We start from the raw sequence: 13,448 nt of genomic DNA on the forward strand, positions 1-13,448 counted from the left end.
GAATGGGGCAGGCTCTTTCCCATGCGGGGTCGTCTAGACCAGGTCCCGGCTGTCAGCGATGGCGGTGATCGCGCGCTTGCCCTCGCTATCGCGGCCGAGCTGGACCACCACGTCGATGACGCTGGCGGCATAGGCGATAGTGTCTGCGCGCGAGAGGCCGATGCCGGTCTGCATCACCATCAGCGCAAGCTGTTCGAGCGCACCGCGCAGCGAATTGGCGTGTATCGTCGAGAAGCTGCCGGGATGGCCGGTATTGATCGCGCGCAGGAAGGCAACGCTTTCGCTCCCTCGCAATTCGCCAAGGACGATGCGGTCGGGGCGCAGCCGCAGCGCCGCCTGGAGCAATTCGTTCGCGGTCACCATGGCCTCGCCCAGCTCGCCCTTGACCGCGACGAGGCCGACCGCGTTCTCTCCGGGAAAGCGCAATTCGGGCGTATCTTCGACCAGGACCACGCGTTCGGATGGCGATATCTCGCCGAGCATCGCGTTGAGGAAGGTCGTCTTGCCGGTGCTGGTGCCGCCGCAGACCAGGATGGTCCGCCGGTCTGCTATCGCGGCGCGCAGATAATCGATCGGTTGGACCCGGGCATCAGGCATTGCGCTCGGCATCGGGTCTTCGATCGGGCCGGTGTCGTAGGCATCGAGCGGAAGGTCAAGACGTCGGTGGCGGCGTATCGCCATCACCCAGTGTTCACGACTGGCAGGCGGCCCGCAGAACTGGATCCGCGCGCCCGCAGCGCCGCCGATCCCGGCAAGCGTCGCGCCCAGCAGCGGGTGCTCGCGATTGATCCCCTGATGGCTGACCCGCGCGACCTGCTCGGCCAGCCGCTTGATCAGCCGGTCGTCGATCTCGGGAACCTCGAGCCGCTGCATGCCGGGCTCGCGCGCATCCTCGATCCAGACCTCGCCCGGGCGATTGACCATGATCTCGGTCACGCTGTCGCAATCGAGCCAGCGACGGAACGGGGCGAGATATGCGTCGAGATAGACACTGCGCTCGCCATCGACCGGCGCAGGCGCGCACCCCTCGTTGTCGGGTCCGGGTGGCAGGGGGTGGATGTCGGCGCTCATCGTTTCAACCGGTCCCTTGCCCGCCTATTCGGCGACCTTGCTGAAATCCAGATCGCGCGCGGTGAACACCCGAATGGGTTCGCCCATGCGCACGCGAATGGTCGGCCCGATCTGGCTGTCCTGCTGCGCCGCGACGCTCGCCGCGCTCTGGCCTGCCCCGCCGAGCACTACCGAAGTGCCTCCGCTTGCCACCGCTCCCAGTCCGCCGATCACCGAGAGCATCATGGCCGATCCGAAGCGACGGAAGAAATGGTTGTCGACCTCGCCGGCGAGCCCGGTGGTGCCGTCGAAACCGACTGCGGGCGAGGCGATATTGACCGATGCCCCATCGGGCCGGATCAGCCGCGTCCAGATCACATGTGCGCGTTTCTGCCCTTGCTGGACGCCCGACTGGTACTGACCGATCAGCCGCGAGGAGCGCGGGATCAGGACGGTGGTCCCGTCGAAACTGCGCACGTCCTGGCTCACCATGGCGCGCACGTAGCCGGGCACGTCGGTATCGATGGCGGTCTCGAGGATCGCCGGGATCATAGTGCCCTCGGTCACCGTGGTCGCGGGATTGACCATGGCGCGCGCCTGCGCGGGCGCACCGCCGATTCCGCCGACGCGGCTCGCGAAGTCCGCGGCAGATCCGCCGATACCACCCTGGCCCGTGCCATTCACGCCGGCGATGCTCGCCGCGCCGGTTCCCGCGAGCGCACCGGGCGCCGTTGCCGCTCCCGGCGCGGAGCGAAGGCCACGGCTGGCATCGTAGATCATGGTCGGGCTGGCATAGGGATTGGCCGAGAGAACAGCGGGCGGATTGGCATAGACCGGGGCCGGTGCCGGGTCGGCGAGCGGCGTTGGCGCGATGGCCGCCTGGGGCGCGGGCGGCGGCGCATCGACGATTTCCGTGCTCGCCTGTTCGCCCGGCGGCTGGGCGCTGCCGACGGATTGTTCGGCGGGCAATTCGGGCATGGTCATCGCCCAATAGGTCGTCGCCCCGAGCAGGCACACCAGCGCCACTCCCGCGGCGAGGCCGAGCCCCTCGAACCGTGTCCGGCGCTCGGCCACCGCCGAGATCGAACTGCGGCTGGCCAGTTCAATGATCTCGGCCGGCTCGCTTTCGCGCGGATCATGCGCTCTGGCTTCACTGGCATTCCCGGACGGAAGTCGCATCGCGAGTCGCATCATTCAGCTCCCTTCATCGAACGAGTCATGATCCAGGCCTCTCCTGGTCGGCGAGCGCCGCGCTGCGGGTGCGTTGCGGCCCCCGGTTCGTCAGCGTCGCGCTTTCTCGGCCCGAGCGCAGGATCACCTGCGGCGGGACATCATCGAGCACGATCGTGTCGCCGCGCACGGTGAAGTTGACCGGGCCTTCCTCGCCCTTTTCATTGGTGACGAGGATCGCGGGCACCGGTGCATCCTCGGCCCAGGTCAGGAACAGCGATGCCCCGTCATCATAGGCGCGCGCGGGCAGGAGGTCGGCTTCGCCCGACCCGTCCCAGGCGAAATTGAGCAGCGCCGGATCGTTCACCGCCTCGCCATCGCCAGCAGCCGCGCGCGCGAGCGCTTCGGCCCTGTCGCGCTCGGCCGCCTCGGCTGCATCACGCTCGGCCCGGGCCGCCGCGGCCTCGAGCGCGGGATAGCGGAAGCGCAGCACGTAGAGCGGCTGGTTGCGCGGACTGGCGACAAGGTCGAACAGGTAGGTGCGGCGATTGGTCACCACCGTCATATTGGTGCGCGCGCTGGGATCGAGCGGCTTGACGAACAGGATCGAGCGCGCCTGGTTGGGCTGGACCTGCCAGGCATTGCTGTCGCCGATTGCGACGTTCTCGATCGCCTCGTCGGCGGAAAAGCTGATGGTGGTCTGGACGCGGACCTTGCCCTGGATGACGAAGACGCGGTCGGGATCGAATATCTCGGTGCGAAGGCGTGGATCGGCGCTTGCAGGCTCGTTGCTCGCAGCCGGAATGGCTTCCTGCGCGGCCAGCGGCGATGCTGCCGCAATGGCCAGAGCTATCGGGGCGGTCGCAAGCGCGCTCGGCAGGGGGCGCAAACGCTTGACGCGGATCATGATCGTGTCTCCCTCGGGATTGACTGGCGCGCGGCGGGGGCGCGGAAACGGTTGCCGATCCCCTGAGTGCGCGAAGCGGCAGGGGATTGGGGTTGCGGCAAAACGCCGGAGGGCCGCGTGGCATAGACCCGGACCGCGCGCTGGCCGTGCGCAGTGCCTTCGCCCGGATCATTGGCAGCGCCAGGCTGGGCGGGACTGCGCGCGGTCGCCTGCCCGCCGGAGCGTGCGGCGCCGTGCGCTGCCAGCACGGTGGCGAGCCCGGCTGCGCCCGCGTCCCTGGCAGCTTGCTCGCGGGCCTTGTCGTGCACGGCGGGGGCCGGTGAGCTGTCATCGGCCTTGTCCGGCGATGCCAGCCCGAAGACCTCCCAGCCTGCGACCATGCTCGCCGCGACCTTGAGCACCATGAACATCAGCGCCACATGGACCGCCCCGACCAGGAAGAACGCCATCGCCGCCTGCTGGTCGATCTGCCCCGGCACGGCCACCAACGCGGCCAGGATCGGTACCGCCAGCTCGAGCATGATCGATCCGCCGACCACCGCGAAAAGTGGCGCGAGCGCGAGCATGACCAGCCCTTTGAGCCAGCCGGCAAACAGGCCGCGAGTGCCGTTGAACAGCGCGAGGACCACGAAGACCGGTCCCACCGCCAGAAGCAGCGCCAACCCGATCCGCGCGGTCACAAGCAGTCCGACAGTGCCCAGGAGCAGCAGCATCGCCCCGATCCACATCATGCCTGCTGGGGTGAAGGCGCTGATATTGTCTTGCGCCGCGCCCGGGGCCCCGCCTTGCGCACCTCCCTGTCCGCCCGCTTCCTGCACCGCGACGAACACCACGTCGAGCTTGCTCGCAAAGGTCGCGGTAGCCGCGCCGGGGCTGTCGGTAAGGATGCCCGCGATGGCATTGGGGCCGCTGATCACGAGATTGTAGAACACCGTCTGGAACGCGGCGAAGCTGGTGGCAAAGGTCAGAACGAGGCCGATCGTCATCATTTTCGGGATCAGCGCGCGCACCGACAGGTTCGAACGGCCCAACATCAGGCCGATCCCGAAAAAGACCACGTAGAAGGTCAGCAGAACGGTCAGCACCGTGCCCAGTTCGCCCTCGGCGCCGAACAGGCGCTCGAATGCCTGTTCGCTGACCTGGCCGGCGATGCAATCGACCGCAGTCAGCGCCGCGGCAACGCCTGTGCCCATGTCCTGGGCGACGAGGTCGCAGCTCGTCGTCATCGTGCCGCCTGCCATGCCGGATCGTCCCCGCTGCCATGCGCGGGGTCCGCATTGCCTTCGGGCCAGGCCTTGTTTGTGAGCGCGGGATACCAGGCCGCCGGGTCATCGCCGAGCGCCTCGCGCAGCAGGTCAACCCGGCGCACCGCGCTCTCGCGGCCCGAAAGGATGGTGAGCACCTCGCTTGCGCCCGAAAGATCGAGCCGGACGACCACGCTCGCATCGGGCTGGCGCACGAGGAAACAGCGGCTGTGCGCCGGCAGGCTGCGGATCAGTGCCAGTTCGTGCCGGGTGAGGCCAAACCCGTCGCAGTAATCCTCGGCCCGTGCCCGGGCATTGGGCATGAAGATCATCGTCGCGGTCTGTTCAACGAGTGCCGCGGAAATCTGGCTGTCGAGGGCATCGCGCGCCGACTGGGTCGCGAAACCGACCAGCGCATTGCGCTTGCGCAAGGTCTTGAGCCAGTCGCGGATACGCGCGGCAAAGACCGCGTCATCGAGCGCCTTCCACCCCTCGTCGATCAGAATCATGGTCGCCTCGCCATCGAGCCGTTCCTCGATCCGGTGAAACAGGTACATCATCACCGGGGTGCGCAGCCGCGGATTGTCGAGCAGCTCGGTCATGTCGAAGCCGAGGACGCGGTTTGAAAGGTCGAGCCCGTCGCGCGCATTGTCGAACAGCCAGCCATGTTCGCCGCCCTCGCCGCTCCCATCGCCGCGTGGATCGCCGATCCATGCGCCAAGCCGGTCGGCGAGGTCGCCGGGACGCGGGCGTCGCGCGCCTTCGAGCAATTCCCTGAAATGGCGCAGGCGCCGCAGGGATGGGTCGTTGGCATAGCTTGCATCCACCGCGGCGGCGATCATCGCCTCTTCCTCGGGTCCGTCGGCTTTCAGCAGCACGCCCAGCCAGTCGCGCAGGAATGCCCGGTTAGAAGGGCTGTCGGGCATAGCGAGCGGGTTGAAGCCGGTCGGCTCGCCGGCATGGATGCGGTCGTATCGCCCGCCGATCGCACGGATGAACAGCTCGGCCCCGCGGTCCTTGTCGAACAGAATCGTGCGCGGCGCGAATTTCTGGGCCTGGGCCGCGAGAAAGTTCATCACCACCGTCTTGCCCGAGCCGCTCGGCCCGATGACCGAAAAATTGCCGAGGTCACCCCCGCCCGATCCGGTCGCGTGGAAATTGAAGAAGAACGGGGTCGCGCTGGTGGTCTCGAGCACGGTCACCGCATCGCCCCAGTGATTGCCGCTGGCCTGGCCCAGCGCAAAGCCGTGGAAGCTCCCGAAGCTCGCCATATTCGCGCTCGAAATCAGTCCGCGGCGCACGACATATTCCTCGTTGCCGGGAAACTGTGCCCAGAAGGACGGCTCGAGATTGGTGTCCTCGCGCACCGCGATCGCACCGCTATCGGCAAGCGCGCTGGCACAGGCGGCGCAGGCCTCGTCGAGCAGGTCGAGCGCGCTCTCGCGAACCAGCACGCTAAGATGGTGATCGCCAAAACCGACCGATCCCTCGCCCAGCGCATCGCGGGCGGCCATCATGTCAGCGCGTTCGGCGGCAGCTTCCTCGTCGACCGAGCGCGAACGGCGCAGCGCGAGGTCGATCCGCTCGCGCGCGGTGGTGCGTTCGGCGGGCGCATAGCTTTCGGTGACGATCATCTCGAAAGGCAGCCGCAAAAGCGGGTCGAGCAGTCCCGGCGAGGTCGCCTCGGGATAGTCCTTGAGACCGAGAATGGCAGCGAATTCGGGCTGGCCCGAACCGCGTAATTCCATCGCGTCGAGCCCGAAGCTGGCGCGGCGGTAGGGCAGCATGGTGCCGATATCGGTGCCCGGCGCAGGCCGGCGAACGGGCCGCATCTCGCCATTGTAGAGCGCAGAAAGCAGCTCGAGCATTTCCGAATGCGTGGTCTGCGATCCGGGTGCGCTGTAATCTCCGAGCACCTGCGCGCCGTAGGGCGACAAGGCCGCGACAAGCCCGGTGATCGCGCTCTTGAGGCTGCGAATATCGCGCGCATCGGGCTCGATTTCCTGCCGCCCCCTGCGCGAGAAGAACCGCGCAGCGCGTTCGGGGAGCCCGGTTTTGCCGCGCGCGGGGCGACGCACGAGCGTGACGAACTGGTCGTTGATGAACAGCGACCCGTTCGCCAGCCGCTCTTTCCAGCGCGCATCGATATGGCGCGACATGGGATCGGGAAACTCGCTTTCGAGCGCGACCTCGACCCGGCGGCGGATGACGTGGTGATAAAGGATGAAACGCGCATCGAGCACCGAGCGCAGCATCACCTCGCGCGTCGTGGCATGGGCGTTGAGCGTCTGGGTATCGGCTGTCTCGAACAACAGGCCCGGCACCTGGATCGCGCTCATCACCGAACCGTCGCGCAATAGAACGGTGCTCTCGTCGATCAGGCGATCATATGGCAGCCGGTCACCGACACGCGCTTCCTTCGCGCTCCATCCGGCAGGTCCGATCCATCTAGCCATGTCCGACCCCTCCCCTGAGGTCTGCTCGTCAGTGTCAGGGCGCGTAGCTGTTGCAGCCCCAGCGCTTGAAATTGGGCACGCGCGGGCATTTCGAGACGCGGGTGATCCACAGGTCGAAAATGCGCGGTTCGCGCAGAGAAGCGAAATAGCCGATGGCGTGCATGATGAACGGGATCGGCACGATCCAGAAACTGTTGAGCACGAGGAAGGCGATCGTCGTCACCATCATATTGATGATGAAGAAATTCATCGTCACGCCCGCGAACATCTGCGGCCGGGTCAAGGTGCGGTGCACGCGGTGGCGGACGAGATCGCTCATCAGATCGCCTGGATCGTCGCGACCAGGCGCGGCGCTCCAAAGATGATGAACACGCCGATGATCACGGTCGCGCCATAGCGCCAGTTCATCCTCCCGGTGAGCATCATGAACCCGACCCCGGCAATCGCCATCACCGCCAGAGCGGTGGCGATCGGACCGAGCAGGATCGATTGCATCCACACGAGCGCGCTGGTGATCGGATCGCCGGATTGTGCGGCATTGCCGGCGACATTGCCCGCGTGGGCCGCGCTCGCCAGCGCAAGCGGAGCGAGAGTCGCGGCGAGGCGGGCGGCATTTCGGAAAAGAGGCGAAATCATCGTGTTACTTGATAGTCCTTTGCATATTCGTGTCATCGCGAATGGCTGGCGAGCCGTCCCAGGATCGCCGCGACATAATCCTGCGTCTCTCGGATGCGCGGAATGCCGCCTGCCGCGATCACCCGCGCAGGGCCTGCATTGTAGGCGGCCAGCGCCTTTTCGAGATCGCCATCGAAACGGTCGAGCTGCTGGCGCAGATAGCGCGCCCCGCCCTCGAGGTTCTGCATGGGGTCGGCCGGATCGACCCCGAGTTCGCGCGCGGTTCCCGGCATCAGCTGCGCAAGCCCGCGCGCACCGGCATGGCTGACAGCATCTTCGCGCCAGCGGCTTTCCTGCCACACCACCGCTTCGAGCAGGCTCGCGCTCAGATCGAAGCGTGCGGCGAGTTCTACAATCTTGCCGGCGTAACGTGGCGGTATCGCCGCAGCAGAGGCGGCAGGGTCGGCGATAAGGTGGTCGGGCACCGTAAGCCCGGCGATGTCTCCGGCATCGAGGCGCGTCCCGTCTGCCGCCAGTTCGCCGCTGCCGCCCGTGACCCAGCGCGCGCCCTTGTCGTCGAGTTCCATCACGTCGGCTCTCGCTGTGACAGCGTTTGCGGCCAGCGCCGCCGCCAGTGCGAAAAAGCTCGCCCGCGCGAGAATCATGATGGCCCTCCTGCCAAGAACCTATTGTCTACAGCACATTGGCCTCTCGTGACAAACCGCGCGACGCCGCGTGCCAAAGTGCCGGGCCGAACCCTGCGTCCCGCCAGCGACGGCGCAAAGACGGGCGCGCCTATTCCGCGCGAACCGAGACCTGGTCCATACCGGTCATCGGCGTGCCCATCCCGGTCGGCCATTTGGGCCTATAAGGCGCCTCGAGCGCCTCGATCTCGTCATCGCCAAGAGTGATATCGAGGGCAGCGACGGCATCGTCGATATGCGATGGCTTGGTCGCGCCGACGATCGGGGCAACGACGCTGTCATGGGTATAATGCCAGGCAAGAGCGAGCGTCGCCATCGGCGTGCCGCGCTCCTTCGACAGCGTCTCGAGCGCGGTGATCACCGCATTGTCGGCCTCGTCCTCGGGATAGAGCACCTTGCCAAAACCGTCGGTCTCGCTGCGCACCGTGCCCTCGCCCAGCGGCCGCGCCAGCCGTCCGCGGGCAAGCGGGCTCCACGGGATCACTCCGATGCCTTCGTCCTCGCACAAGGGCAGCATCTCGCGCTCCTCCTCGCGATAGAGGAGATTGAGCTGGTTCTGCATCGAGACAAACGGCGTCCAGCCATTGGCGCGCGCGGCCTCCTGCGCCTTGGCGAATTGCCAGGCATACATCGAGGACGCGCCGATATAGCGCACCTTGCCCGACTTCACGATGTCGTGAAGCGCCTCCATCGTCTCCTCGATCGGGGTTTCATCGTCCCAGCGGTGGATCTGGTAGAGATCGATGTAATCCATCGAGAGCCGTTCGAGACTGTCATCGACCGCCTGCATCAAGGCCTTGCGCGACAATCCGCCGGTATTGGGCGCGCGCCGCCAGGGCAGATACGCCTTGGTCGCGACCACGATCTCGTCGCGCCGCGCCAGTTCGCCAAGCAGCTTGCCGGTCATCTCCTCGCTGGTGCCGCCCGAATACTGGTTGGCGGTGTCGAAGAAATTGATCCCCGCCTCGAGCGCCTGGCGAAAGAAGCCGCGGCTCTCCTCCTCGCCCAGCAGCCAGTCGCCGTGCCAGCCCTTGGTGGTGTCACCATAGGACATGCAGCCGAGGCACAGGCGCGAGACCGAAAGCCCGGTCGGGCCGAGACGGATGAACTTCATGCGATACTCCTTGCCATCAGGCGATCTTGTGGCGGGACGGGGGTGGAACACACAAGCCCCCCGAACAGAAATAATGTCCGCACCGGGAAAACCGGCAAGGTTCAGGACAGCGTCAGACCGCCATCGACCACCAGGGTCTGACCGATCACGTAAGAGGCGAGCGGCGAGGCAAGGAACAACGCGGCCCCGGCCATTTCGGACGGGGTTCCCATCCGCCCCAGCGGGATCATCGCGAGCGCGCCCTGAAAGCGTTCGGGATGGTCGGTGGTGACCGCGGTCATCTTTGTCGGGACGAAACCGGGCGCGATGCCATTGACCCTTATGCCGCGGCTCGCCCAGGCCTCGCCCAGCGATGCGACAAGGCTCGCCGCGCCCGCTTTGGAGGCGGCATAGGCGGGATTGCCGCGCGCCGCATTGAACGCCGCGACCGAGGAAATGACGATCATCGCTCCCTTGCGCGCCTCGAGGCCGGGTGCGAAGGCCCGGGCCACGTCCATCACCGAGTGGAGATTGACGTCGATGACCGCGTCCCAGCCCTCGCGTTCGAATTCCTGGCGGCCATAACGCACGATCCCCTGGCTCTGGACCAGCACGTCGATCATGCCCAGTTCGTCGGCCAGAGCGGCCACCGCCGCGCGGTCGCGCACGTCGAGCGCGCGATAGGCGAGCCCGGTCATGTCGCTGTCCTCGGCTTCGAGGTAATCGCCCGCATCGGGCCGGGTACCGGTGATCGTGACACTGGTCCCACGCGCGCGAAACGCTTGCGCGATGCCGTTGCCGATCCCGCTCGACCCGCCGATCACGAGAGCGGTCTTGCCGGTGAAATCGAGCGGATCGTTCATCGCCTTGCCCCTTAAAAGTCGTCGAGGCGCATCTCACCCGACAGGGTGAGCGATGTAAAGCTTTCAGCCCACGAAAGCGCGCTCGATCACGAACTGGCCGGGCTTGTTGTTGGCGCCTTCTACAAAGCCGCGCGCTTCGAGGTCGGCGGCGTGGTCCTTGATCATGCCCATGCTGCCGCACAGCATCACCCGGTCGGTCTCGGGGTCGAAATGCCTGGGCCCCTTGCTGTCTGCGAACAGGCGGCCATCATCGATCAGAACCTGGATCCGGTCCGAGGTGTGGAAATCCTCGCGCGTCACCGTGGGGACGTAGATCATCTTTGCACGGTCCTCGTCCTCGAGCAGCGGATCGCCTTCGAGTTTGGATTCGAGCAGTTCGCGATAGGCAAGGTCCGCGACCCGGCGCACCGAGTGAACGACGATCACCTCGTCGTACATCGCGTAAACCTCGGGATCGCGCACGAGGCTCATGAACGGGGCGAGCCCGGTCCCGGTGGAAAGCATGAAAAGCCGCTTCCCGGGAAGCAGCGCATCGGTGACGAGCGTTCCGGTGGGCTTCTTGCCGAGATAGATCGGGTCGCCCGGCTGGATGTGCTGGAGCCGCGATGTCAGCGGCCCATCCTGAACGATGATCGAGAGAAACTCGAGCTCTTCGGCATAGGACGGGCAGGCCATCGAATAGGCGCGCAGCAGCGGTTTGCCGTCATCCTTGGGAAGGCCGATCATGATGAATTCGCCCGAACGGAAGCGGAAGCTCGCCGGGCGAGTCATCTTGAGGCTGAACAATTCCTCGTTCCACTGGTGGACCTCGGTGATCGTCTCGACCGAGATCGCGCCGCTTTCGGCAAATGCCTCGCGCGGGGGGATGGGACGCGGGGCGTCCGGGCTGGGGGCGGTTGCGGTATCGGTCAATTCGGGCCTCTGCTTGGCAATGCTGGGCGCAGATGGCGGTTTCGCGCGCAAGCATCAAGGGAGTTTAGCCTTGCGCGGTGAAAGCGCGGCTTGGTGCTGGTCGGACGCGGCAGCCGCTGGCAGCCGTCCGTCCCCCGCTCAACCCGCAGCCGCCTGCTCAGTTCCACCCGGCACGATCGAAGATCTCCACCGCGCCGCGCTGATTGCGGCCGATCGCCGAGGCGTTGAGTGTGTCGGCGCGGAAAGCGCCCAGCCGCGCGACCGCGGAATTGCCGTCCATGCCCTCGACAGCCGGATATTCGTTGTTGCCATCGGCGAAGTAACGCTGCGCGCTTTCGGAAGTGAGATATTCGAGGAAACGGATTGCGTTCTCGCGGTTGGGCGCATTGCGCACCAGCCCCGCGCCCGAGACATTGATGTGGGTGCCCACGCCGTCCTGGTCGGGAAAGATCACCCCGATCGCGTCCCAGATCGCGCGCTCCTGCGGGTCCTCACTTCCGGCGAAACGGGCGAGGTAATAGGTGTTGACCACCGCGATCCGGCATTCCCCCGAGGCGACGCTTTCGATCTGGGCAGTGTCGTTGCCCTGCGGGGGCCGCGCGAAATTGGCGACTACGCCGCGAGCCCAGTCCTCGGCCGCTTCCGCGCCGCGATGGGCGATGATGCTCGAAAGCAGCGAGATGTTGTAGATGTTCGAGGAGGAGCGGATGCAGATATCGCCGCGCCATGCCGGGCCGGCGAGATCGGCATAGGTGTCCAGCCCCTCGGGGCGGCCGGCGTCTTCGTTGTAGATGATCACGCGCGCACGAGTGGATAGGCCGAACCACAGCCCCTCCGGGTGGCGCAGGTGATCGGGCAAACGCTCGGCGAGGACATCGCTTTCGACCGGCGCGAGAATGCCCGCCTCCTCGGCGCGCCAGAGGCGGCCGGCATCGACCGTCACAAGCAGGTCCGCGCTGGTCAGGTCGCCTTCGCTCGCGATCCGTTCGATCAAGGCGTCAGCATCAGCCTCGATGCGGTTGACCGTGATGCCCGTCTGCTCGGTGAAATCCTCGTAGAGCGCCAGATCGGTGTCGTAATGGCGCGAGGAATAAATGTTGACCTCGCCCGCATCGGCGCGCGGACCTTCGCCCGTGGCGCTGTCATCGCCCGAACAGGCTGCCAGCGACAGCGCGATCAGGACACCGGTGGCGAAGCGGGAAAACGTGCGGGTCATCGGGAGAATCCTTGGGCGTGACAGAGTTTGTTGCAAATGCGTTGCAATAGTATCTTTCCGATTGCAAGCGCTGTCTGCGGCCCGCCCGCCCTGCAATCGGGCGCCAGCATTCAGCTCGCGGGGAAAGCGCGCATGCTCGCGCGGTGCGGGACGAGGCGGTAGCGCCGGGCCGGGTCGACCGGTTCGTCGCTGAGCACGGTGATGCGCTGCCCTCCCGCGTCGACCGCGTCGCTCGCGCTGTTGGCGAGCGTGACCGCCCAGCGCCGACCGCGAAGGACCGCATCAACCACCGCCAGTGCGCCGTCCTGGCTCTCGCCATCGCCCTCGCCCGCTTCCGCCGCGACCAGGCCAACCGCGTCGGGATAGAAAAGCAGCTCGCAAGGTTCGCCCTCGGGCACCTGGCCGCCGATCGCCTCGCGCTCGAACGTGCCGAGCCCGGTTGCAAAGACCGTGCGCCCGCCGCGTGTCTCGGGCCTGGCGGCCAGCACCACGCCGTTACCGAGCATCACCCCGACACTCGGGCGCGCAGGGGTTTCGAGAAGCGCCTGCGGCGGCCCGGCCTGGGTCACCTGCCCCGCTTCGACCAGAGCGATGTGATCGCCCAGTTCGAGCGCTTCGTCGGGATCATGGGTGACGAGCACCGTGGTCGTGCCGCGCGCTTTCAGGATTGCGCGGAACTCGGCGCGCAGGCTTCGACGGCGCACGATGTCGATATTGGCGAAGGGCTCGTCCATCAGGAGCACGCGCGGGTCGTGCGCCATGGCCCGGGCGAGCGCGGCGCGCTGCTGTTCGCCGCCCGAAAGCTCGTGCGGATAGCGCTTCCCCTTGCCCGACAGCCTGACCCGATCGATCCAGTCTGCGATCCCTGCCTTGTCGCGCGGGGCCATGCCGAAGGCGATATTTTCGGCCACCGTCATGTGCGGGAACAGCGCCCCGTCCTGGAACATCAGCCCCACCGGGCGGCGTTCGGGCGGCGGGTGGCGGGTCGGATCGGCCAGCACCTCGCCATCGAGTTTGATCGTGCCCGACTGCACCTCGAGCAGGCCGGCGGCGAGCGCGAGCAAGGTTGACTTTCCGCAGCCCGACGATCCAAGCAGGCAGGTGATCGCTCCGCTCGGCGCGTTGAACGACACGTCGCGCAGCGCCGGCACTCCCCCGTAAGCATGGGCAATATGACGAAATTCGAGGCTCAAATACTTGTCCCGTCCGGCGTGGATC

Annotated in this window: 13 protein-coding genes; all 13 read right to left on the bottom strand. The window is 66.6% G+C overall.

The features are described 5' to 3' along the window. Nucleotides 1-33: 33 nt before the first annotated feature. Complete coding sequence (gene virB11 / locus ACKTSM_RS11750) at nucleotides 34-1,071, bottom strand: P-type DNA transfer ATPase VirB11 (protein WP_407874836.1); 1,038 nt, start codon at nucleotides 1,069-1,071, stop codon at nucleotides 34-36. A gap of 24 nt (nucleotides 1,072-1,095) precedes the next feature. Continuing rightward, complete coding sequence (locus ACKTSM_RS11755; protein WP_407874837.1) at nucleotides 1,096-2,244, bottom strand: TrbI/VirB10 family protein; 1,149 nt, start codon at nucleotides 2,242-2,244, stop codon at nucleotides 1,096-1,098. Nucleotides 2,245-2,266: 22 nt separating this feature from the next. After that, complete coding sequence (locus tag ACKTSM_RS11760) at nucleotides 2,267-3,127, bottom strand: TrbG/VirB9 family P-type conjugative transfer protein (protein ID WP_407874838.1); 861 nt, start codon at nucleotides 3,125-3,127, stop codon at nucleotides 2,267-2,269. Continuing rightward, the gene (locus ACKTSM_RS11765) at nucleotides 3,124-4,353 is read right to left on the bottom strand and encodes a type IV secretion system protein (protein ID WP_407874839.1); all 1,230 of its coding nucleotides are present in this window, start codon (nucleotides 4,351-4,353) and stop codon (nucleotides 3,124-3,126) included. The genes ACKTSM_RS11760 and ACKTSM_RS11765 overlap by 4 nt, the downstream gene beginning before the upstream one ends. After that, entirely contained in the window at nucleotides 4,350-6,827 is a 2,478-nt protein-coding gene (locus tag ACKTSM_RS11770) for a VirB4 family type IV secretion/conjugal transfer ATPase (protein ID WP_407874840.1), read from the bottom strand. Before ACKTSM_RS11770 ends, ACKTSM_RS11765 begins: the two co-directional genes overlap by 4 nt. A 34-nt stretch (nucleotides 6,828-6,861) precedes the next feature. After that, nucleotides 6,862-7,146, bottom strand: coding sequence for a type IV secretion system protein VirB3 (locus ACKTSM_RS11775; RefSeq protein ID WP_407874841.1), 285 nt, complete (start codon nucleotides 7,144-7,146; stop codon nucleotides 6,862-6,864). Next, entirely contained in the window at nucleotides 7,146-7,463 is a 318-nt protein-coding gene (locus ACKTSM_RS11780; protein WP_407874842.1) for a TrbC/VirB2 family protein, read from the bottom strand. Before ACKTSM_RS11780 ends, ACKTSM_RS11775 begins: the two co-directional genes overlap by 1 nt. Nucleotides 7,464-7,495: 32 nt before the next feature. Further along, nucleotides 7,496-8,107 (bottom strand): lytic transglycosylase domain-containing protein, encoded by a 612-nt coding sequence (locus ACKTSM_RS11785; protein WP_407874843.1) that lies wholly within the window; start codon nucleotides 8,105-8,107, stop codon nucleotides 7,496-7,498. Nucleotides 8,108-8,237: 130 nt separating this feature from the next. Continuing rightward, nucleotides 8,238-9,260: an aldo/keto reductase gene (locus ACKTSM_RS11790; protein WP_407874844.1), complete on the bottom strand. Its 1,023-nt coding sequence runs from the start codon at nucleotides 9,258-9,260 to the stop codon at nucleotides 8,238-8,240. Nucleotides 9,261-9,361: 101 nt separating this feature from the next. After that, nucleotides 9,362-10,102, bottom strand: coding sequence for an SDR family NAD(P)-dependent oxidoreductase (locus ACKTSM_RS11795; protein ID WP_407874845.1), 741 nt, complete (start codon nucleotides 10,100-10,102; stop codon nucleotides 9,362-9,364). Between the two features lie 63 nt (nucleotides 10,103-10,165). Continuing rightward, the gene (locus ACKTSM_RS11800) at nucleotides 10,166-10,969 is read right to left on the bottom strand and encodes a ferredoxin--NADP reductase (RefSeq protein ID WP_407876364.1); all 804 of its coding nucleotides are present in this window, start codon (nucleotides 10,967-10,969) and stop codon (nucleotides 10,166-10,168) included. A gap of 202 nt (nucleotides 10,970-11,171) precedes the next feature. Then, nucleotides 11,172-12,230, bottom strand: a complete 1,059-nt coding sequence (locus tag ACKTSM_RS11805; protein ID WP_407874846.1) for a Fe(3+) ABC transporter substrate-binding protein — start codon at nucleotides 12,228-12,230, stop codon at nucleotides 11,172-11,174. A gap of 110 nt (nucleotides 12,231-12,340) precedes the next feature. Further along, nucleotides 12,341-13,423, bottom strand: a complete 1,083-nt coding sequence (locus ACKTSM_RS11810) for an ABC transporter ATP-binding protein (protein ID WP_407874847.1) — start codon at nucleotides 13,421-13,423, stop codon at nucleotides 12,341-12,343. Between the last annotated feature and the right edge of the window lie 25 nt (nucleotides 13,424-13,448).

Source organism: Qipengyuania nanhaisediminis (assembly GCF_045862805.1).
Taxonomy (GTDB): Bacteria; Pseudomonadota; Alphaproteobacteria; order Sphingomonadales; family Sphingomonadaceae; genus Erythrobacter; species Erythrobacter nanhaisediminis_A.